The sequence below is a fragment of the Bradyrhizobium sp. USDA 4506 genome (assembly GCF_054058795.1).
In genome coordinates this window covers 409,099-433,221 of sequence record NZ_JBSSBM010000002.1, presented here as the reverse complement: position 1 = coordinate 433,221, position 24,123 = coordinate 409,099, and the positions used below count along the sequence as shown (strand labels likewise).

Genomic DNA, 24,123 nt, shown 5'->3' with positions numbered 1-24,123 from the left:
TCACGCCAGGCCAGCGACGGCACCCCGATCTGGGACAGGGCGAACGCGAACACCAGTTTCTCGATCGGCATCTCCAGTTGGACGGCTTTGAATCCGAGCGTGAGGGGCGGCCCGTTGCCCGTACCAACGAATGTCCCCATTGCCGAAGAAACTGGGCCTATTTAAAGGGCGAGCGCACGACCGCTTCCTCAAGCCGCTTCGGCGACAGGCACGGACCCGTCAGATCCCAGAAGATCAGCTTGATGAACACGGTCAGGAACGACGCTTGGAAAGCGGCCGCCGACACGGGAATCGGTCCGATAATCAAAACCGCAGAAATCGCTTGAACCTCACGCCGCGTCAGGGCGTAAACTGTTGGCAGACTTTAGAGACGCGAAACAAGAGACGCGAAACATCGGACAGGGATGTAGCACAAACAAAATGACAAAGCTGGTGTCGTCGACACTGGGCGTGATCGTGGAATGTTCCTCAACGCATGAGCCGCCCGACATAGAGCATGATGTGCGGCTGCAACGGCCGTCCTTGGATCTGCTTTAAGCCCGCGCGAAGATCCGCAATAAGCGCACTCCCCTGGTATGAGGCAAGATATTTCGGGATCCAGTCACACAATTGCGAGGCCGCGAGTCTTGCTGCTGTCTCCTGCTGAACACTTCGTGTCGAGATGACAGGTTGACTTCTGCGGATGTTCAGGCAGGTCACTTTCATCAGCCGCGCAAAACTTTCTCCAAAAACCGCCCTCTAATCTTGAGTAGAGTACGCGCAAGATCGACGTCGATACGGATGTTTTGCACCGCCACAAATAAGATAGTAACTTCGCGAATTCACCCCAAATCTCCTAAACGATGACCACATACGAGAGATTATGTGAAGCCGCACCGTTCGTACTCTCAATGCGACGCGAACGGTGCAAGCTGGCGCGCCCAGCGTTACGCCAAAATCGTTCTGTCGCAAGAAAATCGATCCAGGAGCCATGGATGAAACTAGTGAAGACCTCCGTAATCGCATGCGGCCTTTCGGCTTTCCTCGCATACCCCGTCATTGCGCAAAGCCTCGCCACCGACGCCAAGGCTCGTAAAGGCGTGCTTCGTACCAACATACAGAGCGGCATGAGCGATGACGAGGACTCCTCGCCAAAGCTCAGGACCTGGGGCGCGAAAGTGGGCAGGAAGTCGACCAAGGGCGCGAAGAGTGCAGCCGGCGGCAACGCAGCGGACAAGGGGACTGTTGACTAATTCGCGACCAGCAGCATGCCGATGAGTGGCAATCGACACTGACGCGAAGCCGTCTCCGGGCGCATCCTGCGGCCGGAGGCCGAGCCCGCAACGCGCCAAGATGGATGGCTGGATTGTGACGCTCGCCAGTCAAGGAATACGGCGACGAAGAACAATTCAGCCATTTAGCTCGCGCGTCTGCAGTTGCCGCCCGACGGAGACCATGAAGCTGACCATGATCAACTGCGGCGCAATGACCGCAACGCTCAACTGCCCGCTCGAAGAGGGCAGTTGCAAAGGGCTCAGCGTTGAGCGCGGCGCGCTGATCGGTGTGCACAATAGGATTGATCCAATCACCTCGCGACCTCGATTTGGGTACAGCCCCTCCGATGCTCCTACCACCGGTCAGGTTACCGACATTCATGTTCGAAAGCCGCCCGAGCAGTTGGCTGGCGCAGCGCGAAAAGGCGCAACTTTTGGCATCCCGTCGTCCCTTCATTGTCTGGCACGCCGGTTGCTGAGTCATGCGCGGCTTGGTTGCTAATGACGACCTCGTAGGCCCAAGCCGCTTCGTAGCGCAACTCGTGCGGGCGGCTCTCGCGCCGCCCGCACACTTTTTCATGGTGTCGACCAGCGCCGCGCTTCATGAGTTTATGCTTTGCATCGTGACGAGCCTGCGCGCGCGAGCGTCTGGCACGCAAGTTGCTGGGAGGAATACGGCTTGGCTTCTCATGCATCGCGCCCCCCGGGATGGCCAAGCTTCCACCCAGACTAGCGCGGGTGGTCCCCCAGCCGCCCGCGCGATTTTCCGTTGGCCACGGGTCTGCCGCGTTCGGTCCCGCGACATGCCGTGGAGGTTATGCGCATAAAGTCGGCGATCCGAAGCAGGCGATCTATCGCTTCCGCGGCGCGGACCTGGCGACGTATCTCAGGGTGCGCGAGACGATCGAGGCGCAATTTCCCGACAATATCCTCAAGGTCACCGCGAACTTCCGGTCTCGCGGCCAGATACTGGATCACGTGAACCGTTGCTTCGAGGAACGGCTGTCGTCGCAGCAGGCCGGTTACGTTGCCTTGCAGACCACGAGGGCCGCCAGCGAGCAGGGCTTGCCGTGCGTGGCGAAGGTTTCCGTGGAGCTTCCCCCCTTGACGAGGGTCGACAGTGCCCGCGACGAGGAAGCACAAGCCGTGGCCGAAGTATGCTCGCGCCTCATCGGCAACGTCGACATCAAGCTCAACGACGGAGAGACCAGGCGCCTGTGTCCGGGCGATATCGCCCTGCTCGCACCGGTGTCCACGGACCTGTGGCGGTACGAACGGGCTCTCGAGGAGGCGGGACTTCCCTTCGCCTCGCAGTCGGGGAAGAACCTCTACAAGCGGCAGGAAGCGCAGGATCTGGTGGCGCTGATCCGCGCCTTGGCCGACCCCCGCGACACGCTGGCGCTCGGAGCGCTCATGCGCGGTCCGCTCGTGGGCCTATGACCGAGCAAGAGCTTCTGGACATCACCGGCGATCTTCCCGTCGACGGCGACCGGATCGCAAGTCTTTCCCTCCGGACCGATCCGGCGGCGATCCGGAATCCGGCCGCTCGGGAAGTGTTGACCGTTCTGGCGGACCTTCGCCGTCGCATTAACGGAACGGCGCCCGCCTTCGTTCTCGCCGAGGCCATCGAGCGAATGCGCATCCGCGCCATCGTGGCAGCCCGTAGCGGTGACCAGGCGGCGCGGGCGCTCGCGAACGTCGACGGCTTCGTCGAACGGGCCCGCAGCTACGATGTCCGCGGCTTCGTCCAGTTCGTCAGGGACATCGACGACGAATGGTCGAGCGGATCATCATCGCCGGAAGGCATGATGGAGGCCGACGGACAGTCGATCGAGATCGTCACCGCGCACACGGCAAAAGGACTCGAGTGGCCGGTCGTCATTCCGATCAACCGCTCGTCCATGCCGCGTCGGGTGGAGGCCTTCGTCCATCGACGACGGGACGAGAGCCTGCATTGGGCGCTGGGCCAGATCGTGCCGCCGGGTCTCGGAGACGCGCTGCGGACGGAAGAGGCTGAGAAGAGGGACGAGAACGTACGGCTCCTGTACGTCGCGTGCACGCGGGCAATGGAGCTCCTGGTGATTCCAAACTTCACGTGGAGCAACGACGCCTCTTGGGCGAAGCTCCTAGATTTTAAGCTCGACACGGTGCCAGAACTCGACGTCGGCCGCCTTCCCCGTACTCCGCTCGCCGCGCATACCCCCGTGGCGAATCTCCAAAGCGCCGCGATCTTTCGGGAAGAGCGGGCGCGGATCGATGGCCGGCCCCGCGTCCGCTGGATCAAGCCCAGCGACGGCGATCCCGACGTGATCGCCGTCGATCTTGCTTTCGAGACGAGCGAGGAAGGGCCGATTCACGCCTCGCCGGCGATCGAGGGCGGGCGCATGCGCGGCATTCTGCTCCATAAGCTGATGGAGGAACTGATTTCCGGCGAGCTCGAGGAGCACTCGGAAGCCGCGACCGCCCGGTCCTTCGAATTGCTTCGTCAATTGACCTCGATCTCGCCGACCGATGCCGACCTCGACGGGCACGAACTCGCCGCGACCGCCCTGAAGACCCTGCGATTGCCCGACATAAGCAGATATCGCGGAAGAATGGTCGCGGAAGTGCCGATATACGCCTCGGCGGACGCCGCCGACGATCTGATCGGCGGCCGCGCAGACGCGATCGCCTACGACGACGAAGGGGGAGTCGTCTTCGACTGGAAGAGCGACGTCGACCCCAAGGAGGCCGAATTCTCGACCTATCGGCGACAACTCGTCCAGTACCTTCGGGCGACCGGGTCGCGTCGGGGCGCCATCGTCTACATGACGACCGGTCACGTCGATTGGGTCAGTCTCGCCGGTTGACCGCCGAGGTCCGGGTCGGAGGCGATGGCATCCAACATGTTCGGCGTTGAGATCGACGCCAAGGCAGCCATTCACGAAGTCGGCGACGAAGGCGCCTGCGAAGTCATCCCGCGCCACTCAAACCAAAATGGCGAACCTATATATAATTGAAATTACTATGTATTTTTTCTTATTGTGTTCGAAGATCGGTAGAGTGAAGCCTTTTATCGCGGATTAGACTCTGGATCGAGTGCAACCCGGTAGCAAATCCACTAACGTATTGCGCGAACCCTCCGTTAGGGAGGACCCTTGGGATGAGGCCCCATGCGAAGCGTGAGCGAGTCGGCCGACCTCTTCAGGCACGTAAGCGCCGATAAATCGGAATTCTATCGCCGTATCATGGACGTCTTTGCGGCGGCCAAACGGCAATACCGCTTGCAGCTTAGACCCGACGAGGTTTTGGCCGAGGCAGAGTGGAGCGGCGCGCCCCCTCGAATAGAAGAAGTCAACGGGGCCCTCACTCAGCTTACCGTATGGGGAAATCTAGAATCGCATCCCGATACGGCGCGAGTTTCAAGTCTAAGCGACTTTTATCGCGCCCGCTTCCTCTACCGTCTCTCGCAGGGTGGAGAGGCTGTCGAAGCTGCGCTGTCGCTCTTCATACAAACGCTGCAGCGGCGCGCGGAGCTGCAGACTGTCGCGCTAGAGGACATCGCAAATCGTTTGCGGGCCCTGCAGACGCTTGCGGGCGAGCGGGAACCCGATGTCGCGAAAGTTCACGAAACGCTGCGCGACCTCGTGCGCGTATTCGAGGGGCTGGCGGAGAACGCGCAGGCCTTCATGGCGGGCGTCGCCCGGAGCATCGAGCTGCAGCAGGCCGAGTCTAGCGCCGTATCGACTTACAAGCGGCAACTGATAGATTATCTCGAGCGTTTCATAGGCGACTTGGTACGCCGCTCCGATACGATCGCGAGCCACATCCTCGCCCTCGATCCACGTATCGACGTCTTGCTGCAGCAAGTCGCAGCGCGCGAAGCTCGCGACGCCGCCCCAGGGAACGAAACCGATCGCGTCGAAGCACATACGTCCCATTGGAACGCTTGGCGCGAACGTTGGAAGGGCCTCCATGGATGGTTTTTCCGCAGCGGCCACGAACCCTCTCAGGCCGAACTGTTGCGCGCGAGGGCAAGATCCGCGATCCCGCAACTGCTCGGTGCGATCGCAGCGCTCAACGAGCGCCGCAGTGGGCGCAGCGATCGATCGGCGGACTTCCGAATACTGGCCAACTGGTTCGTCGCCTGTCAAAACGACGGCGAGGCTCACCGATTGGCACGCGCGGCCTTCGCGCTCAATCCTGCCCGACATTTCGCATTGAACACGGACGCCGACGCCGATCTGCCGGCAAGCACCCGCTGGGCCGATGCTCCACCATTGAAGATCCATCCTCGACTGCGCGAGTACGGCGAGGCGACGCCGCGCGGGCCGATGGCCAGGATCCGGGATCGCGCCGAAGCCCGCGCACGCCTGGCTCGGGAGTTGGCCGAGGAGTTTCTGCAGGTAGAAGCCGCGCGGCGGCGTCTCGCGAACGGCCATCCCACCCGACTTTCGGATCTGGGGGAACTCGACGGACATGCCTTCGGTCTATTTCTTGGACTACTCGGCGAAGCGCTGACGGAACAGACGGATCCGGAAGCCTCGGTGTCCCGGCAGACGGGTGATGGCCTGCTCCATATCGACCTCACGCCTCTGGCGGCGGAAACCCGGGCAGAGATATCGACGCCGCACGGCATCTTTTCGGGGCGCGATCACCTCATCACGATCACGCCGACGCAGGACTTGCACTGATGTCCAGAGCCGAGGATACGCGAGGAAGCCGCAACATCGGCCAGGAGCAGCGCAAACACCAACGCGAGGAGTTCAGGACGGCGGTCCGCGCGCTCCTGATGACCCCGCTGATGACGCCGGCCCACGACGAATTTCCCTCAGTACGCCGGCAGGCCGACGTACTGCGTGCCTGGTTCTCCCGCGAAACCGGATGGCCTCTGCATATCGAACAGGAGGGGGCTCGTCTGTACAAGCGACCCGCCGAGCTCTCCGCGACCACGCGCGGACTGCCCGACTACGACAGGCGCCGCTACGTCCTGCTATGTCTCGCATGCGCCGCGCTCGAGCGTTCAGAATCGCAGATCACGTTGCGTCTGCTGGGCGAAAGACTGTTGCAGCTCGCTGCCGAGCCCGTTCTGACATCGCTTGGCTTCGCCTTCACGCTCGGTACGCAACATGAGCGCCGCGAACTTGTGGCGGTTTGCCGGACGTTGCTGGAGATCGGAGTGCTCCAACGCGTCGTCGGCGACGAAGAGGCCTTCGTACAGACGCGAGGCGAGCAGGCCGACGCGCTCTACGACGTGCAACGCCGGACGCTTGCCGGCCTGCTCGCTGCCGTGCGCGGTCCGTCGACGTGGCGACCGGAGGATGCCCCCGAGACCCTCGAGGAACGCCTGAGCGCGCTGGTCGACGAGCACGTCGCGGACAGCGACGAGGGACGTCGCACCGCGCTTCGCCACCAACTCGCGCGTCGCCTCCTCGACGATCCCGTGATCTACGTCGAGACGCTCGATGCCGAGGCTAGGGCATATTTCGTCAATCAACGTGGGGCCATGGCTGCACGTCTTTGCGAAGCCTCGGCTCTGACCGCGGAGCATCGGGCCGAAGGCCTGGCGCTTGTGGACGAGATTTGCCTGCTTACCGACGTCGCCATGCCGGCTGAAGGCACCGACGCCCACGCCACCCTGCTCGTCGCGGAGTATCTCGCGAGTGCGATCAAGCGATCCGATGCTCTCGCGGAAGCAAATCCGCATCGGATCGAGTTCTCCGAGCACGAGATCATCGCTTTTCTCCGCGATGCCAAGATCAGATACGGTCGATATTGGCGTAAATCCGCCCGCGAAGCCGGGGCGGAGCGCGAGCTCGCCGGCATCGCCATCGAGCGGTTGGAAAAGCTTCAACTGATCGTACACGGCAGTGAGGGGATCCGACCGTTGCCTGCGATAGCCCGCTTCGGCCTCGGCGAGGCCGAAATCCGAGATCCTTCTGATGCGCGGCGGGCGTCGATCGCCGAAGGGATGGGTCCGGCGTGAACGAACGGCCCACTTCTTTTGCCGCGACCTCCGAACGACCGGCGCTCCCGATTCCGGTCCGGGATCGCTGGCAGCCCCTGCGCCTCGGGCTGGTGGAGATGTTCCATTACGACAGCGAAGAGTTCTGGTTTCGCGACGGTCACTTGCTACTACGCGGCAACAACGGTACCGGCAAATCGAAGGTGCTGTCGCTGACGCTTCCCTTTCTGTTCGATGGACAGCTAAAGCCCTCTCGCATCGAGCCCGACGGCGACAACGGCAAGAGGATGTCGTGGAATCTCCTGATGAATAGTTACGATCGCAGGATCGGCTATTCCTGGATCGAATTCGGCCGTCTCGACAAGGACGGCACGCCGCACTATCTCACGCTCGGCGCCGGGCTCTCCGCCGCCGCCTCGCGCCCGAATGTGGAAAGCTGGTTCTTCGTCCTGGACGACGCGGACAAACCGACCCGCATCAATCAGGATCTATGGCTGATGAGCGAGCAGCGAGTGGTCCTGACCAAGGAGCGCCTGCGCGAGGCTCTCGAAGGTCGAGGTCAGGTGTTCGACACCGCCGCGAACTACCGTCGCGCCGTTGACGAGCGGCTATTTCATCTGGGCGCAAGGCGCTACGACGCGCTAGTGGATACGCTGATCCAATTGCGTCAACCGCAATTGTCGAAGAAGCCCGACGAGACGGCATTGTCGAATGCGCTGACGGAAGCATTGCCGCCTTTGGCTCCGGAACTGCTGGCCGACGTCGCCGAGGCACTGGGCCAGTTGGAAGAGGACCGCCAGCAGCTCAAGGAATACCAGTCGCTTGCCGAGGCCGTCGACCGCTTCGACCAAAAATACCGTGTCTACGCGGGCACGCAGACGCGAAGGCAGGCGCGCACGCTGCGTCAGGCCCAAACGGAGTTCGACAATGCGAGCCGTTCGCGCGGCGAGGCAGAAGCTAGACTGGAGACCGCTTCGGCCGCCGAGGACGTAGCTCGCACAGCTTGCGATGCGACCGAAATCGAATTCAAACGCGAGCGATCCCGCGTCGATACCCTTCGCTCGGGAGCGGGGATGGAGGACGCGAACCGCCTGGAATCGGCGGAAAAGGACGCGGAAGGGCGTCGGAGGGCTCTGGCCGTCGCCGAAGGCGCGATGGAAACGGCGAGCCGGCGATTGACGTCCAGCGTTGGGGAGACGAACTCCGCGGCGGAGCGGGTTCGGCAGATCGATCGTCGCGTCGCCGATCTGCGCCGGGATTGCGCGACCTTCGCCGACACGGCTGGAGTGTTCAACGCGCATGCCGACAATCCGATTGCCACGCTCGATGCCGAACGGCTTGCGGCGTTGACGCCTCAGACCTTCGAAAAGGCCGGCTCCGAACTTCGAGCCCTCGTTGAGGGCAGGCGCGAAGAAATTGCGTCGTTGCGGAGGCGGGATGCCGAAGTGGCGGCGGCGGAGTTGCTGAATACGCAACGCCGAAATTTCCGAGACGAATGTCAGGACGCCGCCGATGCCGCCGCGGAGAGACGCGAATCGGCCGATGCAGGCGTGGAGCGCGAAGGCCAAAACCTGATCGACGCATGGGAGAATTGCTTCGCAGGCTTGAAGCAACATCGCGTCACGTCGGACGACCGCTTCGCGACTCTCGCCTCCCTATCCGAGTGGGTCGTCACGCCGACGGGCGACAATCCCGCGCGTCGGCTTCTGCAAGACGCGCAGCAAGAGACCAGCGAACGCCTGGCGACGACCCGCGTCGCGCTCGAAGGTCGGCGGCAAGGCCTGCTGACGGAACGCAAAAATCTCGAGGAAGAACGCAGCCGCCTGGAAGGCGGGATCGATCCCGAGCCGTCCCCACCGCATACCCGCGATCCCGAAGCCCGCAAGGCGCGCGAAGGAGCCCCTCTCTGGAGGTTGGTGGACTTTCACCCCTCGGTGACGCTCCCTCAACGAGCCGGATTAGAAGCCGCGCTGGAGGGGGCCGGGCTCCTCGATGCCTGGCTTTCGCCCGACGGTCGCCTCCAATCGTCCGATCGAGGTACACCCTTTCGAGACGCGCAGATGCTCGAACGAGGGTCTCAATCGCCGTCGCTTGCCGACTGGTTGCGCGCGGACGTGCCGGCCGACAGCGGCGTCCCTAACGCGATCGTCGAAAGCATCCTCCGTGGAATCTCCTGTGCGGACGACGAGCCAGCGGAGGCAGAGTCCTGGATCGCTCCCGATGGCCGCTTTCGGCTCGGGGCCCTGAGTGGTGCATGGGAGAAGAAGGAAGCGGTCCACATCGGTTACTCCGCGCGCGCCGCCGCCCGCGCTCGAAGATCGGCGGAAATCTCGGAACGGCTGGCGGAGATCGCCGGCGAGACTATCGGACTGCAGGCGGAGTTCGACGGACTAGCTCGGGATCAGAATGAAGCGACCGACGAATGGCGCCGTGCGCCGACCGACGACGCCCTGCGCAACGCTCATCTCTCCGCTGCGACCGCCGCGCGCGAGGCGGCAACGGCTCGCCAGCGGTTGACCGAAGCCGCGATGCAATTCCATGCGAGCGAAGAGGAACTCGCTTCGGTGCGGCGACGGCGCGCCACTGACGCAGCCGACCTTCGGCTGCCGGCGTCACCTTCCGAACTGGCGGCCGTCGAAACGGCTCTAGGACGCTACCAGGAAAGCCAACTGCGGCTTACGCAAGTCGTCTTGGAAGTACGCCTTGCGTTGCCCGATCTGGAGCGGCTACGCGTCCGCGAAAACGAGGCGCGAGAGACCGCTGCTGCGCATGAAGACCAGCTCTCGACCGCAAGAATCGAGGCTGAAGAGGCCGCGGTTCGATTCGACGTGCTGCGCAAAGCTATCGGTGCGAAGGTCGAGGAACTGCGGCGCCAGTTGAACGAAGCCCGCGCAGCATCGGATGCCGCAGAGATCGCTCTGGACGATGCGGAGGAAGCCCTGAAAAACGCAGGAGAGGCGCGCGCGGTCGCTCATGAAAAGGTCACGACCGCGACCGTCGTCTTCGAGCAGAGGAGCGCAGCACGCAGCGAGGCGATATCGAGGTTTCAGCAATTCACCGCGACCGGTCTACTAACCGCCGCTATCCCGCAAGTCGTATTGCCGGAGATGGGTGGTCCCTGGACGATCGATCCGGCCTTGGGGTTGGCCCGACGCGCCGAGCAGGCGTTGTCGGCGCTGGACGACAAGGACGAGGCGTGGGCGCGCGTTCAAAGGCAGATCAGCGAAGAACTGACGGAGTTGCAGACCGCGCTCAGCGCGCTCGGGCACCGGGCCCAAGCCGAGCAGAACGATTGGGGATTGATCGCGCACGTCATCTACCAGAACAGGCCGGAGCGCCCCGACATGCTCGCGGCGCGTCTCGCCGAGGAGATCGCCCAGCGGAGCGAACTCCTGACCGAGAGCGAGCGGACGGTGCTGGAAAATCACCTGCAGGCGGAGATCGCCTCCGAAGTGCAGCGCCTGCTGCAGGCTGCGGAAATCCGGCGAGACTTGATAAACAAGGAACTACACAGCCGTCCGACATCGACCGGGGTGCGCTACCGACTGATATGGCCGCCGTTGACGGAAGAAGAAGGCGCTCCCGTCGGGTTGGGAGCCGCACGCAAACGTCTGCTGAATGTCAACGCGGATCTGTGGTCGGCCGAGGACCGGAAAGTCGTCGGAGCCATGCTGCAACAGCGCATCACTGCCGAGCGAGAGCGAGCGGATTCGGGAGCAAGCAGGGATTCGGCCGGACCATTGATAGACCAACTCTCCCGTGCCCTGGACTATAGGCGCTGGCATCGCTTCAGGGTCGAGCGTTGGCAGGACGGAAACTGGCGCAAGCTTTCCGGCCCCGCCTCGAGCGGCGAGCGGGCGCTCGGATTGACCGTGCCATTATTCGCAGCGATATCGAGCTTTTACACACAGGGAAGTTTTCCGCTGGCGCCGCGTCTGATGCTGCTCGACGAGGCGTTCGCCGGAATCGACGACGCCGCGAGGGCGCATTGCATGGGATTGATTCGCGAGTTCGATCTCGATTTCGTCATCACGAGCGAGCGCGAATGGGCCTGCTACGCCGAGCTTCCCGGCGTCGCGATCTGCCAGCTACAGCGGCGCGAAGGAATAGACGCGGTCTTCGTCTCCCGTTGGAGCTGGGACGGAAGAGCCAAGAGGCGCGAAAGCGATCCCGACCGCAGGTTTGCGGCTTCATGAGGCCGCCGATCGAGCCACGGCTGCAGCGCCTGCTCGGAGGAACCGAATACGCGAACCTCCGCAAGCGGCTTCGCGACCGGTTCGCCCGGGCGCCGGATGGCGAGGAGGTCGAAAGCTTCCGGATCGGCAAGCTGACTTCCGACGAGCACGCCCTGTTGGCGTCGCTGCTGGGCCGCCATGTCCGCCATTCCTCCTCGCTGCAGGTCGATGTCGGCCGGGTGGATGCGACGTTCCGCGATTCCGGCATCGCCATGTCTCTGCGGAATGCGCTTGAAATCATCGACGGGCCGATCGCGAACCTGGCGGAAACGCGGCGCGCATCGAGACAGATGTGGTCGGATGTTCTCGACTTATGTACCCACCAAGCGCTCGTCGAGCTGCTGCGAACTCCCAAGGGGCTAGGTCTGCTCAAGCGGCTCTCAGGCTCGCAGCCGGATGCGGCAATCGAGCTGTGCCGCAGGGTCGAAGCGACGCTGCGGCGACTGCCCGCGAATGCCCTCACGCGCTCGCAATTGGCCGCGGAAGCCCTGGGAGACGCACACGCTCTCGATGGCGGCAGGCCGGCCGCGACTCTGATCCTGACGATCTGGCGGCGGCCGATTGCGCGGACCGGTGGCGAAGAAGGCTTCGACGAGCCGGAAGGGGAGACCGAAATCGAGTCCGCCGAACGGGCAGAGCGCGACCGCGACGTCTGGGCCAAGGCCGGGGTCCTGGTCAACGAATTGGCGCGGCCCGCTTTGTTCCTGAATCTGCCCGTCGAGGGCACAGAGAGGTACGGACAATTTGCGGGAGAGCCCGTCTACGCCTCGTTGCGGTCGCTCTTGCGCACGCCTCCAGCATGGAGGGTAGCGGGTCGAAAGGTCTACGTCTGCGAGAACCCCAACCTTGTGGCCATCGCCGCCGATCGCTGGGGCGCCGGCTGCGAGCCGTTGGTTTGTACCGACGGAATGCCCGCCGCGGCACAGAGGTGCCTGTTATCGCAACTGACCGAAGCGGGAGCGAGGCTACACTACCATGGCGATTTCGATTGGGCCGGTGTCCGCATCGGCAATCACATGATGCGCGAGCATGGGGCCAGTTCCTGGCGGTTCGATGCCATCGACTACGTATCAGCGGTTGAAGGAGCATCAGGACTCGGACAGAAGCTCACCGGAAAGGCCTTATGTGCATCTTGGAACGAAGGCTTGACGACGGCGATGCAACTGCACGGCCTCTCGATCGCTGAGGAGTCTGTCGCTGCTTCCCTCTTGAACGATCTCAGATCCGCAAAATAGCGGTTCGTGGTTCTCCCGTCGCCCGGGTCTCGCAGCCCCCGTTCGGCCTTCCGATCTGAGAACAACGAGGCGACGGTCGTGAAGCCGATGAGCAGCAGCATGCTGATCATCATCATGGGTGCCGCTGATGATCGGCGCCGGATATGCCGGAGCCGTTGTTGCCGACCCTGGCTGCTAGGCTCGCGCAGCGCTATCTTGCTTAGCGAAAAGACGCGCCGCGCTGTCCACCACCTCTTTCGGAAGCATCCTCAATTGCTCTGCGTCGAACGGGAGGTGAGTAAGATAGTTGGCCACCAAAGCGCCTACGGCTTTGGCCTGCGCTGCATCGCGTTGGCGTTTGAGCGCCTCCCTGTCCGCACGACGGGACAGCCATAGTTTATGGGCGGCCCAAACTCGCGGATCTGGAGCTACGATGCGCACCGGTTGGCCCTTTTCGTCGATCGCGACCGCCTCGAAGGCGGGAGCATTCTGCAGCCAATCGAGTCCTTCGATTTGCACGGCAGTCAAATCTTCCGGGTCAGAGCCGATCTTGTCTGGAGCCTTCTTCCAAGATGGGCTCTGCATTGGCTTAATCAAATCGACGAGATAGCCGTCCCGGTTTACAGCACGGAACGTCTGCTTGGCGCGTTCAAAGCTGGTGTCCAATCGCCTGAGTATCTTCATGAGCGATCCCTCAGAGACGTCGTCGTCCGCGACCAACGTAAGTCCGTCCCGCGCGTCCAGATCGATGTCTTCCGTCGTGGCGAAGCCCGGATCGAGTCTGACGCCGGAAGAGGCCTCATAACCGTAGATCGCGTTTGTCCCGAGAATCCGAATCCCAGAACCCAACATTCCGCCGTCGAGAGCGCGCATGATCCGGGCACCAATCAACGGTACGCGGCCCAAGCCGAGCGCACGATTGACCGCGGCTTGCCGCTCCATGGTATCGCGCAAGTTCTTCAGCCGGTCTTCTGCAGCAGCGCGTTTAGCTTCGAAGTCCGCCTTCATCTTTTCAGTTTTGGGGGAACGCGCGCCGAGCGAGGCTTGCCTCCTTAGGCCCGCTTTGTCGTAGTAGCTCCGGACGAGGTATTCGCGGCCTTTAGACTGCAACCAAGTCAGGGAACCCCGATGAGCATCGTAGGCCTCCTTGGCGTCCCTCAGGGCCTGGAAGCGCTGCTGACTATTGACCGCCTCACGGCGCTGGTCGTTGTTAAGCTCTTGAAAATCCATGGCTTCAACAATCGGACCTGATTTTTGACTCAGCTGTTAAAACGTTATTTCTTGTATACAATCAATGGGTTCAACAGTTCCATTGGAAATATGGCCGAACCGTTGAAGCCGGGAACTTTTTCTATGACCCGCCCGCTCCATCGAACCGCCGATCAAGCGGACGCTCATCGGTTTCTTCCTCTGCAACATCACGATCCGACTCGTAGATGAGGCCGCCAACTACCCGTCGTCCAAAGAGGACACCAGACCGACTGCTTCGTTTTCGATTACGCGCAGCGAGATGCCTTCTTGTGCCGCTGCTGCCGCTCAACAGTCGGCGGCACGAATGCCGATGACGATCATGATCGCGCCGGCCGTTTCGGTGCCGCTGCTGCTGCCAACCGGCGAACGCTCCGGGCGAATGGCTCGCCGCCGCCTCGCGTGAATGCCTTTGGCTGAAGCGGCCAAGCTCGACGGCAATAACGATCTTCTTGCGTGCGTCCACCAAAGCTCTGACAGCGGCTTCGTCGACATGTCGATGAGGCTCCCTCACAGCTGCGATACCCTCTCGGCCCAATCGGCATGCAGATGCTGCTGCTCGACGGCACCTGCGGCACGCCTCATCCTGACTTTGGCATGATCGGCGCCGATCATGCCGGCGCCGATCATATTGGGCACCGCGCGGCGGCGATCGCGATCACCCTCATGACCCTTCGGCCGGTTCTGCAGGAGCCCTTGAGCCGTCTCGGGGTCGTTGTGCCATTGATTTGGATAGTCGCACATTCCGTCGGCGAGCAACGCGTGGCGGCTTGCGTTCAGCATTGACTTCGCGCTGTCGAAGTCTGCAGCCATCATCGGAGAAATGCGATGTCGCGGCAGTGCTCATTGAGCGGAGAGCAAGTGGAGCTTCGGCATGCACACCGGCGATGATGGTCGGGGCAATGGGTGCCATACCGACGAGAGATGATGTTCAACTGAACCGGTGAACAGGCGACCACATCTCGGGACCAGCGTTTGCCCTTGCGCTTGATTAACGCCTTCGTGACACGAAGCCTCGAATTCCGCCTTACAGGCAGCCGCACCAGCCGTCCGGCGCCATTCACATGATGTGATAAGACCCGATGTGCGAATGATCAACCAAATGGTTGCAGCAGTGCGCAGCTGCGGCTCAAACTAGATGATCTCGAAGTACCGCCGACGTTCAAAGTCGGTGACCCGATGTTGAATGGCTTCCCATTCCCAGCGACGGGAGCAAGAAAAGGCTTCAACAAATCCTTCTCCGAAGACATCATTGGCCGCCGGGGACTGTGCAAACCGATAAGTTGCCTCTGAGAGGCTTTGAGGCAGTCGTCCGGACGGAAGGCAAATCTCCGCGCTTGCATCACCGACGATCGGAGCCGGGAGCACCGCATTTGTCTCGATGCCCAATACGCCGGAACCGATGGCACATGCGAGGGCAAGATATGGGTTCAGGTCTGCGCCGGGTAGCCTGTATTCGAGGCGATGTGCAGACGGCTCTCCCGGAATGACACGTACCGCGCACGAGCGGTTGTCAACGCCCCAACTCGGACAGATTGGTGCCCAGCACTCGGGTACCAATCTCTTGTAGCTATTGAAGTTCGGCACGGCGAGCACACAGAACTCATTCATGTATTTCAATTGTCCGCCGATGAACTGCCTCATAAGCTTCGAGACGTTGCGAAACGCCTCACTATCGTGAAACGCATTCTGACTGTCTGAGGACATCGAGATGTGAATATGGCCGGACTGGCCTGGCCATTTCTCGGAAACCTTGGCCATGAATGTAGCCATCATGCCGCGCGTTTGCGCCCAGGCCTTTATCATCGACTTGAATATGATTGCTCGATCGGCAGCTTCCAGGGCGTCACAATGACTAAGCGACGCTTCAATCACGCCAGGTCCCGTTTCAAAGTGCAGCCCGCTGAGAGGTATTTTGGATTTCTCACAAAGCGCCAGGATCTCACCGAACAGCTCCTGGTGCGCGACAGAACGCGCAATCGAGTAGCCAAACGGGCCCCGCGTTAACGGAGCCCATTGGCCGAACGGCTTGTCTTCGATTGTGTCGGCGTTCTCCTTGAACAGCATGAACTCAAACTCGAACCCGGCAGTGCAGCGGTATCCGTGATCAGCAGCCCTTCGTAGGACCTTACGCAGAATGCCACGCGGGCAGACGCTCTCATGTGCGCCGGTAAACTCGGCGAGATAGAGATACTGATCGCCGACATAAGACACGGGACGGCCGGTGCCCGAGAGAATACGCAGATCAGCGTCTCCGAATGCTGACAGCGACTTTTGCATGAACCTCGCCGGGATGACCCGGTCCGAACAGTCCCACGCGAGCACCGCTTCGGAGAACTTGATGATTTTATCCCCACCCGAGAGATCCTCACCCAGGACGTGCTTGCCTCGAAGAATGCCATCGAAGTCGCTGACACCGATCATCGCGGCGGCGGTCGAATTCGCGCGATCTACCCGAGTGTCGGTCATCGGTTGGCTTCCTGCGCCACCAAATCGAACACCTGATCCATCCGCATCGCGCGCAATTGGCGATAATCATCCTCAAGCTGTATCAGGTCGTTATTCACGAGATACACAATGCCTGGCGTCGACGCCAGGTCGATCGTCGGAATCAGGTTTTGACCTATCGGAACGAATGCAATGGCGTCGGCGAAGCTCGGGAGCTTGCTGATCGCATCGAGTCCAGGATAGCCGGCAACAATACCGCCCATGTCGGAAATCAGCGAGACGCACAGTGCATGAGCCTGCCGCTTGTAAACCCCGCGTCGCCTCATAAACTCGGCAAAGCCTTTGGGATCTGCGTAGCGCCACGCCGTGAGCGTCAAATGGTTGTGGCCCAAAGCCATCGTCCGGGCTTTTGCCGACATGGTTCCTTGCAGCCTGGCTCCGAAGTCGACCAAAACTGGTCCCCGATCATCGACGATGATCTCGGCATGAGCAGGTCCGTCGGCGATCCGAAGCGCCCGCAACGCACGCACAAGGTAGTCGGACAGTTCAAGGACGATTGGCTCCTTACCACCCAACAACCGCTCGAGTGAGCAGACCGACGACGCGCCCTTAATAGGAACAGTGTCATAGGTCCAGGCCTCCGTGACGAAGGCTTCTCCGTCGATCGAGACGGCATTTACGGTATATTGCTGGCCGCTAATTTTCTCCTGTCCAAGTGCCGATTGATTGAGCGCTCCGACACGGTTCGTCTTCCCGACGATGGCAGTTACAGCGCGCTCAACATCCGCATCCGTCGAGCAAAAGAACACGTCTTCCGTGCCTGTGCTGTTCAGCGGCTTGATCACGATCTCATCGAAGTTCTGTTCACGCTTCCAGCTTGCGATTTCTCCGGCATTGTCGCACACGACTTGTCTGATCGATCGCACGCCTGCTGCGGCCAACGCTTCGGACAGGCGCGATTTGTCGCGCCGGGCAGCTGAAAGGGCGGTCCCATTTGTAGGTAAGCCCAGCCGCTCCGAGATGGAATCGGCCAACTCAACTCCGGTCTCGCACCCCGCTATAACGAACTCCAGCTCCCTGCCATGGAGAGCCTGGAGGTGATGTTCAACGATCTCCTCGTATCCCATGCGCTCGGGCGGACGAATGACTTCATCATACAGTTCCGCATTGAAATGGGATTGGAAGATGGGCGGAATCTGTGCAGCCGACATCACATGCACTGTTCCAATTCCATACCGCTTGAACTCTTCCGGCAGAAATCGGCCAGTCGAATATGCGTCGACGATTACACAATTCCGTTCGTTCATGCGGACCTCCGATACTGCAGGTAGACGTTGCCGACGGCGACAGCCGTAATGAGAACATTTCCAACGAACGTGTGTGGCGAAGGAACGATGCGAGAATCGAAGTACTGGAACAGGAACGTGATGACGGGAGCGGTGGACAGGACCATGTTGACCGTGAAGGGCTCTACGCGGCGAATGCCCTCCTGGATCAAGAGCAAAGGAACGATGATCGTGGATAGCCCAATCGTTGCGATCGCAAGCCAATGCTCTGAGATCTCAAGCAGGATGGAGGAATGGTCGACCAATCCCAGCAGCAAAAGGATCGTTCCGTAAAAGCGATGCGCCAGCACCTGTCGACCGGAGAATCCGCGGTCGAACAATAGCTTGACGAGTATATTTGTGACGGCGAGCGATAGGCCGGCCACGATCGCCAAGACGATGCCGACGGACGATCGAGCCCCCCACTCCACGCCAGCGTTGCCGGTCGCCGAAATCCAGATCATGTAACTTCCAATCGCCGCGATCGTAACGCTCACGACGATATCGGATGCTGGAGGGGCGCCCTGCCGCCTGATCAGCGCGTTTAACCACACCGTTGCGGCGGGTCCTAACGCCACCATGAACGCAACGACGATCGCAGGTTCGGCGTATTTCAGGCCGATAAACAACCCTATCCAACTGATCGCGGTCACGACATTGAGCGACACAAAAACCGGGAGCGCCGACTTCGCAGCCCGTGCCGTTCCGCTCTCGTGCCTCGCCAGGAGATTGAATGTCAGACACACCGCGGCAAAGGACACGAGAAGAGCGACGAACACGTCTGCCTGCTGAAAATACGATGCCGCATAAACCTCGCCTGCCGCGCTCAGGACGACATAAAGCGCCACAAAGAGAACTCCCAGAGCGAAGCGTCTTGTCAATCGTCCGCCCTTCCCCTGCCGGTGGCGCGGCGCAGCGCGCCCCCAGAACCATCCTTGTGCATCAGCTCCGAGAGACCCGTCTTTCGACCTGGACGGACCGCGCTTGGTTTGGAACGTCACAATCCGCCTCTAGTGTTTCTTTGTTTGGCAGTACGCAACACACGCCTCTCCAAAGGCCGTGAACAGTCGCTTGCTCAGGAGATCGGTCGAGACGTGCCATTCAGGGTGCCATTGCACGCCGATTTGCAAGGTTGGCGCACCAATGACCGAAGCTGCTTCGACCAGACCATCAGGCGCCCACGCCTCCGGCTTCAGCGCGGTAGCAAGCGCCTTTATGCCTTGATTATGTAGGGAGTTAACTTGCGCTTCGATGACGCGCGCGATCGGAAAGAGCCCTCCATCCGGACATATCCTCACGGTGTGCGCGGCATCGTACTGGCGGTCTCTCGGACGATCCGGTTTCTCAGCATGCATCAGGGCACTTCCCAGCCGCCACTCCGCAAGCGATGGATGGAGCGTACCGCCGAAATGGACGTTGAGCTCCTGAAGCCCACGGCAGATGCCCAGGATCGGCATTCCGAGCGCGATCGCTCTCCCGATGGCTACCGCAGACAACCTGTCTCGTGGGCGGTCACGGAGACCATCCTCGACGTCCTGCTGATCGGCTCCTGGATAGGATGCAGGAGCTTTCAGGACGGCAGGGTCAATATTCGATTCATCTCCCGTCAAGACCAGGCCGTCGAGAGCGCCCATGATCGCCCGGGCGACCTCGACCCTCGCATCTTCAGCGTCGATCGTCGGCAATATGACGCACGCCACGCCCGCATGATGAAGCAGGGCCTTGACGTATTTGCGCCGCAGCCAGTCGCGATGCACACCATCGACCAAAAGACGGTTCGAGGTGACGCCGACCACGGCACGGACCTTGTCCGACCGTTGCAATGTCACGCCACTTGCCCCTTGGCTTGGGCGTCGGCCAGCGACTGCTCATACAAGCGCCGATTTCGCTCCTTCAACTGAGTTATGACACTGGGTTGACCTTGCGGCCCCTTGACGAAGAGCCCACCCCAGGTTGCGGCAACCTTTGCATAACCCGGATCCAGCATCCGGATCTTCTGGGCTTTGTGCAAAAGCCAGAATGGGATGCCCGGCGAAAGGTGATGCTCAAGGTGGTACTCATCCAGATTCTGTCCAAGGATGGCCCGCTCGAGGAAATTCCCTTTCCGATTCCTGGTTAGGTAGACGTTCTGCGTCTCGGTTTCGCACATCGGTGAGTGTTCAGCGAGCTCGACAAACCACCCGAGAACCTGAAACGTTGTGAGATAGGGCACGATCCAAAACAGGATCACGATGTGGAGCAGCCCAAGAGCATATGATCCGGCCAGGATGCCGATCCAGAAAAGGTAAAACCCATACCTATCGATGAGTATGCTCGAGCGGCTCTGGTCGTCGGCATCTGTGATCGAAAACCGATTGGTCCAGAGATACTTCAGATAGGCCAGCGTCGCGCCACCAAATATCGGCTTCCAGATGATATTAAACGCGTACCGCTCAGGAGGCTGAACGTCGTAAACACCGTTGGCCATGAAGAACTTCAGGTCGGGATCCTTGTCCGGGTCGCCGAGATACGGATGATGCAGATAGACGTGCGAGATCCGGTAGGCCCAGTGGCGCTGGAACAGGGGATAGGCAGCGAACAGAATGCCGAGGACGTAGTTCCAGGTCGTGTTCTTCGCGAGCGTACGGTGAGCCGCATCATGAGCGATCGTCGTCAGGCCGCGCTGGTAGGCGCCGATCAGAAGCACGGCGACCGGGTACAGCCACCAGGAGACGCAAACCGTCGCGAGCGTGCAAGCGGCAATTACAGCGTAGTCTTTGGCGATATAGGCGGCTCCGGTTATATTGTCGGGTCTCAGTTCTGAGAGTTGCTTATTGATCTCGCGGCTGAACTGAACAGCCTCATAACGTGACGACCTCAGTTTCCAAGCGTCTGCCTGATTCATGAGAACCTCTTCCTGATCGCCTTACAAGTTGTCAGATTGCGGAAAGCGCCCTGTCGAGATCGCGTACGATGTCATCGACATCTTCGATTCCGACGCAAAGTCGGATCGAGCCGCCAAATATGCCGGCGGCTTCCCGCTTCTCCCGTGGAACGGTGGTGTGGGTCGTCGAAACAGGATGCGTCACGAGCGTACGGGCATCCCCCACGTTCGAAACGTGATACATCAGGTCGACGTTCTGGATGAACTTGCGCCCGGCCTGTTCGTCCTCCACCTCGAACATGACCATCGCGCCGTGTCCGTATGCTGGATTGAGTGTCTGATCGGCGGTGTCCCGATCGGCTCCTTCGAACAGCCCCGGGTAGACGACACGGCGCACTTTTGGATGCTCCTTGAGAACGTCGGCCACGATCCTGGCGTTTGTACAGTGCTGCTTCATGCGAAGGGGCAGCGTTTCAAGGCCCTGGATGAGCTGAAAGCTCGCAAAGGGGGCGATGGCCGCGCCAGTATCGCGCAACCACGTCATGCGAGCCTTTAGGAGAACCTCGCTTTTTCCAAGATCGTCGACATCTTGCAGCGCGTTGCGCCAGATGATCCCGCCATGCGCCTCGTCAGGACTGTTGAACAAGGGAAAGCGAGATGCTCCCCGGTAGCTGAACTTGCCGTTGTCAACGATCAGACCGCCAAGCGTCGTGCCATGGCCGCATATGTATTTCGTAGCGGAGTAGGTCGTAATCGCAGCACCGAGATCTGACGGCCGACACACCAGTGGGGTCGTCGTATTGTCCACGACCAAAGGCACGCCGTACTTTCGGCCGATCTCAGCAAGCTGCTTGACCGGAAGTGGAATCAGGCAAGGGTTTGAAATCACCTCTCCGAACAGACAGATCGTGCGATCGTCGATGGCACGTTCGAAAGTCTCGGGCTCTCGAGGGTCTGCCGTCCTGACGCTGATACCAAGACGCTTTAGCGTGTTGTGGAGCAGGTTCCACGTATTGCCATAAAGATACGGTGAGGCGACGACATTGTCCCCCACTTCGCCGCTTGATAGGTTGACGATGGCAAGGAACGTCGCCGCTTGACCTGAGGCGACGGCGAGCGAGTCGCGTCCCATGTCGACCGCGGCATACCTTCTTTCCAGCGCGCGGGTCGTCGGATTGATGATCCTCGTATAGGTGAACCCATCCGCCTTGACGTTGTAGACGTCCGCAATGTGATTTAGATCGCCATCGAGTTCGTACGCCGTGTTCTGATAGATCGGCACTGCGACAGCTTTCGTCACCGGATCGCGTCGATAGCCCGCGTGCAGAACAGCCGTTTCGGCAGAGAACGGCAGCTGCGAGGTCCTTTTGAACGGCGGTGACATCTCGACGCGGCGCTCGCAAGCCTCCCGGGCTGACACCGCCCCCGCTGATGGAGCCGGACCGGACCGAAAGTATGCACGAAAGGCGCACCCCAAATGCTCGATCCAACTGGGCTGGATTTCGCCAATGCAACCGACCCGAAAACTGCGCGTCGCAAGGTGCAGCCTCGAGTAGACATAAAGGTTGTGGGCCGCCAAGTGACGATATAGCCCATCAAACCCAGCTTGATCCGCGATTCCGGATGGCGCACTGAATGCGACGCAGACCGGCGACTGCAAGTCGGCGGACAGCAGCGGAGACACTATCCCTTCGAGTTCTCGGACGAGATCGTCTCTGACTTTCTCATACCTGCGGCGCCTTGCATCAATGCCTTCCCCCTCCAGAATCTCCAAGGCCTTCGTCGTTGCCTGTACGATGTGAGTGGGAGGGGTCGACCGCCACTCACCGGTGCGCTCGAGCGAGAGCCATTGATCTCTCACGTCGAGCACAAATGACTTTGGTGCTTGAACCGCATTTTCCAGCAGTTCGCGAGACGCGATGACAAAAGCTACTCCAGGCGGCCCTTCGATACACTTGTTGCTCGACGTCACCAGGACGTCTGGCCCACCCCGGCTCAGGTCAATGTCAATCGCGCCAAACGAGCTCATGGCGTCGACGATCGTCTTGACACCACGCCGCCTCGCCTCCCCCATGATCGCATCCATCGGATTGACGATTCCGGTCGTCGTCTCGCAATGCACGAGACAGAGGTGGGTAATGCCGGGATTTCGGCTCAGATGCTCGGCAACTTCCTGGGCATCCACGGGCTCGGTAGCTCGGTTGACAAGCTTCAGCGCTTCGATGCCCCACAGCCGCAGAATCTTGAAGATGCGCTCGCCATAGATGCCGTTTATGCAAACGAGCGGCTTGTCGTCCTTGGACACGAATGAAGAGAGAGCGGCTTCCATTGCAAAGGAGCCGCCTCCCTGAATAGGGACCACTGAATAGGCCTCGGCATCTCCCAGCAGATTCAGCATCAGCCGCCTCATGCGGGCGGTCACTTCCTTGAACTCACAATCGCGCGATGCGAGGTCGATCTGCATCTGGCTCCTGACCGCCAGCGACAACGACAATGGACCAGGCGTCAGCAGAGAGCGCTGTCTTGTCACATCATTCCCCTTAAATTGTGTTCGTCGGCGGATCTGGAGCGATGACGCGACTTGAGTCCCCTTGCGCGCGGCTCCCTCGGTTCATCTGTTATTGGGCGAAACGCCATGGGAGCAGCCGCGCGCTTCGCTTGGCGCCGCATCAAAATCCCGGCCGATCACGACCTGCATATCCAGCAGCAGATGCAGAACGATGCCCCCAAGGCTCCTCACCGATATCATCCAGCTCTCCCAGGAATTCGCTTGGCTGCTCATCCGCGGACCGAGTTGGCGCGAGGCGCAACTCTCATCCAGCCATCATGCATGCGAGGATTTGAGCGCCGTCGCCATCTCGCATAACAAGTTAGGCGAGCCGGCCGATCGGCTTACGCCCGAGCCGCGCCATTCAGGCGAACGCTGAAGTTCCGACAAAGCTGCACGTCGGCCCCATCGCGTGCGGATACAGATCCGGGCATAGCGCACTTTATGGGTGAAGTTGCTAATAAGCCTGATCCTGCGTGAGCCTGACACTTGAGACATTCGCATACTGTCCCCCGTTGGGAATTCGGAACGCTGACGACCTTTGCCGTCTATTTTCAGATCGTACAACTTGACGTTAGGTGCGTTTCAACCCTCTTCCGAACTCTTCTCGTGTGAATTTTTCCTGACGTGCGCGTCCGCTTCCTTGGAAGTGCTTGCCACCGATCCAGGCTGTGAAGAATGATGCCTGCAACCAGGATGGTCAGATCGCCAGCCTCTAAGCCAGGTGGCATTTGAGGCGCAGCTCGCCGAGGAAACGTGAGGTCGCGAACGCGCGTATCACCGCCGCTCGCGAGCGCTGCACGTCTGCAGCGCCTGATTGACGACCACGACCGTTCGGAAGCCGACACCGATGAGGTGCGGGGCGCCCCGTCGGCACCTTGGTTGCCAAGCCAGACATGGCTTGGTCGCTCAGTGAATGCCCCTCCTGAGGCCAAAGTCCCCTCGTGACGCAACTCGCACGAGCGGCGCCCCCGCCGTCCGCGCGCTTTTCCTTGGGGGCGATCAGTAAGCCCGCACTTCTTTCGGCGTCGTGACTGTCTGGCGC

General features: G+C 60.9%; 19 protein-coding genes. 9 read left to right on the top strand and 10 right to left on the bottom strand.

The annotated features are described in order from the left end of the window. Positions 1 to 157: 157 nt before the first annotated feature. Complete coding sequence (locus ACVIHF_RS04405; protein ID WP_310885063.1) at positions 158 to 286, bottom strand: hypothetical protein; 129 nt, start codon at positions 284 to 286, stop codon at positions 158 to 160. Positions 287 to 974: 688 nt separating this feature from the next. Between ACVIHF_RS04405 and ACVIHF_RS04400 the strand changes: the two genes are divergently transcribed. From ACVIHF_RS04400 to ACVIHF_RS04365, 8 genes are all read left to right on the top strand, one after another. Further along, positions 975 to 1,232: a hypothetical protein gene (locus tag ACVIHF_RS04400; RefSeq protein WP_310881359.1), complete on the top strand. Its 258-nt coding sequence runs from the start codon at positions 975 to 977 to the stop codon at positions 1,230 to 1,232. 202 nt (positions 1,233 to 1,434) lie between these two features. After that, positions 1,435 to 1,755, top strand: coding sequence for a hypothetical protein (locus ACVIHF_RS04395; protein WP_456791761.1), 321 nt, complete (start codon positions 1,435 to 1,437; stop codon positions 1,753 to 1,755). Between the two features lie 206 nt (positions 1,756 to 1,961). Then, positions 1,962 to 2,693 (top strand): 3'-5' exonuclease, encoded by a 732-nt coding sequence (locus ACVIHF_RS04390; RefSeq protein ID WP_310885064.1) that lies wholly within the window; start codon positions 1,962 to 1,964, stop codon positions 2,691 to 2,693. Then, positions 2,690 to 4,102, top strand: a complete 1,413-nt coding sequence (locus tag ACVIHF_RS04385; protein ID WP_456791760.1) for a 3'-5' exonuclease — start codon at positions 2,690 to 2,692, stop codon at positions 4,100 to 4,102. Before ACVIHF_RS04390 ends, ACVIHF_RS04385 begins: the two co-directional genes overlap by 4 nt. A 303-nt stretch (positions 4,103 to 4,405) precedes the next feature. Further along, positions 4,406 to 5,926, top strand: coding sequence for a TIGR02677 family protein (locus tag ACVIHF_RS04380; protein ID WP_456791759.1), 1,521 nt, complete (start codon positions 4,406 to 4,408; stop codon positions 5,924 to 5,926). Continuing rightward, a complete protein-coding gene (locus tag ACVIHF_RS04375; RefSeq protein ID WP_456791758.1) occupies positions 5,926 to 7,218 on the top strand; it encodes a TIGR02678 family protein in 1,293 nt (430 codons plus the stop codon). The genes ACVIHF_RS04380 and ACVIHF_RS04375 overlap by 1 nt, the downstream gene beginning before the upstream one ends. Continuing rightward, complete coding sequence (locus tag ACVIHF_RS04370; RefSeq protein WP_456791757.1) at positions 7,215 to 11,393, top strand: TIGR02680 family protein; 4,179 nt, start codon at positions 7,215 to 7,217, stop codon at positions 11,391 to 11,393. Before ACVIHF_RS04375 ends, ACVIHF_RS04370 begins: the two co-directional genes overlap by 4 nt. Next, on the top strand, positions 11,390 to 12,667 hold the full coding sequence (locus ACVIHF_RS04365) for a TIGR02679 family protein (protein ID WP_456791756.1): 1,278 nt from the start codon (positions 11,390 to 11,392) through the stop codon (positions 12,665 to 12,667). Before ACVIHF_RS04370 ends, ACVIHF_RS04365 begins: the two co-directional genes overlap by 4 nt. Before the next feature lie 174 nt (positions 12,668 to 12,841). Here ACVIHF_RS04365 and ACVIHF_RS04360 read toward each other — a convergent pair whose 3' ends face one another. Next, positions 12,842 to 13,876, bottom strand: coding sequence for a GSU2403 family nucleotidyltransferase fold protein (locus ACVIHF_RS04360; protein ID WP_456791755.1), 1,035 nt, complete (start codon positions 13,874 to 13,876; stop codon positions 12,842 to 12,844). Between the two features lie 306 nt (positions 13,877 to 14,182). Beyond that, entirely contained in the window at positions 14,183 to 14,389 is a 207-nt protein-coding gene (locus ACVIHF_RS04355; protein ID WP_310881356.1) for a hypothetical protein, read from the bottom strand. Between the two features lie 48 nt (positions 14,390 to 14,437). Here ACVIHF_RS04355 and ACVIHF_RS04350 point away from each other — a divergent pair, with 48 nt between their 5' ends. Next, the gene (locus tag ACVIHF_RS04350) at positions 14,438 to 14,680 is read left to right on the top strand and encodes a hypothetical protein (RefSeq protein ID WP_310881355.1); all 243 of its coding nucleotides are present in this window, start codon (positions 14,438 to 14,440) and stop codon (positions 14,678 to 14,680) included. Positions 14,681 to 15,028: 348 nt separating this feature from the next. Here the strand turns inward: ACVIHF_RS04350 and ACVIHF_RS04345 are convergent, their stop codons facing one another. From ACVIHF_RS04345 to ACVIHF_RS04315, 7 genes are all read right to left on the bottom strand, one after another. Next, positions 15,029 to 16,363 carry a glutamine synthetase family protein gene (locus ACVIHF_RS04345; protein WP_456791754.1) on the bottom strand — a complete coding sequence of 445 codons (1,335 nt, stop codon included), beginning with the start codon at positions 16,361 to 16,363 and terminating at the stop codon, positions 15,029 to 15,031. Next, a complete protein-coding gene (locus ACVIHF_RS04340; protein WP_456791753.1) occupies positions 16,360 to 17,649 on the bottom strand; it encodes an ATP-grasp domain-containing protein in 1,290 nt (429 codons plus the stop codon). The genes ACVIHF_RS04345 and ACVIHF_RS04340 overlap by 4 nt, the downstream gene beginning before the upstream one ends. Continuing rightward, the gene (locus ACVIHF_RS04335) at positions 17,646 to 18,515 is read right to left on the bottom strand and encodes an EamA family transporter (protein ID WP_456791752.1); all 870 of its coding nucleotides are present in this window, start codon (positions 18,513 to 18,515) and stop codon (positions 17,646 to 17,648) included. Before ACVIHF_RS04335 ends, ACVIHF_RS04340 begins: the two co-directional genes overlap by 4 nt. 162 nt (positions 18,516 to 18,677) lie before the next feature. Beyond that, on the bottom strand, positions 18,678 to 19,496 hold the full coding sequence (locus ACVIHF_RS04330; protein ID WP_456791751.1) for a gamma-glutamyl-gamma-aminobutyrate hydrolase family protein: 819 nt from the start codon (positions 19,494 to 19,496) through the stop codon (positions 18,678 to 18,680). After that, positions 19,493 to 20,551 carry a dhydrorhizobitoxine desaturase gene (gene rtxC, locus ACVIHF_RS04325; RefSeq protein WP_456791750.1) on the bottom strand — a complete coding sequence of 353 codons (1,059 nt, stop codon included), beginning with the start codon at positions 20,549 to 20,551 and terminating at the stop codon, positions 19,493 to 19,495. The genes ACVIHF_RS04330 and rtxC overlap by 4 nt, the downstream gene beginning before the upstream one ends. A 31-nt stretch (positions 20,552 to 20,582) precedes the next feature. After that, a complete protein-coding gene (locus tag ACVIHF_RS04320) occupies positions 20,583 to 23,060 on the bottom strand; it encodes a 2-aminoethylphosphonate--pyruvate transaminase (protein ID WP_456791749.1) in 2,478 nt (825 codons plus the stop codon). 81 nt (positions 23,061 to 23,141) lie between these two features. Continuing rightward, the gene (locus ACVIHF_RS04315; RefSeq protein ID WP_310885078.1) at positions 23,142 to 23,279 is read right to left on the bottom strand and encodes a hypothetical protein; all 138 of its coding nucleotides are present in this window, start codon (positions 23,277 to 23,279) and stop codon (positions 23,142 to 23,144) included. Positions 23,280 to 24,123: the final 844 nt, after the last annotated feature.

Coding starts and splice junctions, on each gene's coding strand:
- ACVIHF_RS04390 (WP_310885064.1), top strand. CDS start 1,962: ATGGCCAAGCTTCCACCCAGACTAGCGCGGGTGGTCCCCCAGCCGCCC.
- ACVIHF_RS04380 (WP_456791759.1), top strand. CDS start 4,406: ATGCGAAGCGTGAGCGAGTCGGCCGACCTCTTCAGGCACGTAAGCGCC.
- ACVIHF_RS04355 (WP_310881356.1), bottom strand. CDS start 14,389: ATGTCGACGAAGCCGCTGTCAGAGCTTTGGTGGACGCACGCAAGAAGA.
- ACVIHF_RS04400 (WP_310881359.1), top strand. CDS start 975: ATGAAACTAGTGAAGACCTCCGTAATCGCATGCGGCCTTTCGGCTTTC.
- ACVIHF_RS04395 (WP_456791761.1), top strand. CDS start 1,435: ATGAAGCTGACCATGATCAACTGCGGCGCAATGACCGCAACGCTCAAC.
- ACVIHF_RS04315 (WP_310885078.1), bottom strand. CDS start 23,279: ATGATATCGGTGAGGAGCCTTGGGGGCATCGTTCTGCATCTGCTGCTG.
- ACVIHF_RS04385 (WP_456791760.1), top strand. CDS start 2,690: ATGACCGAGCAAGAGCTTCTGGACATCACCGGCGATCTTCCCGTCGAC.
- ACVIHF_RS04365 (WP_456791756.1), top strand. CDS start 11,390: ATGAGGCCGCCGATCGAGCCACGGCTGCAGCGCCTGCTCGGAGGAACC.
- ACVIHF_RS04360 (WP_456791755.1), bottom strand. CDS start 13,876: ATGGATTTTCAAGAGCTTAACAACGACCAGCGCCGTGAGGCGGTCAAT.
- rtxC (WP_456791750.1), bottom strand. CDS start 20,551: ATGAATCAGGCAGACGCTTGGAAACTGAGGTCGTCACGTTATGAGGCT.
- ACVIHF_RS04375 (WP_456791758.1), top strand. CDS start 5,926: ATGTCCAGAGCCGAGGATACGCGAGGAAGCCGCAACATCGGCCAGGAG.
- ACVIHF_RS04350 (WP_310881355.1), top strand. CDS start 14,438: ATGCAGATGCTGCTGCTCGACGGCACCTGCGGCACGCCTCATCCTGAC.
- ACVIHF_RS04340 (WP_456791753.1), bottom strand. CDS start 17,649: ATGAACGAACGGAATTGTGTAATCGTCGACGCATATTCGACTGGCCGA.
- ACVIHF_RS04345 (WP_456791754.1), bottom strand. CDS start 16,363: ATGACCGACACTCGGGTAGATCGCGCGAATTCGACCGCCGCCGCGATG.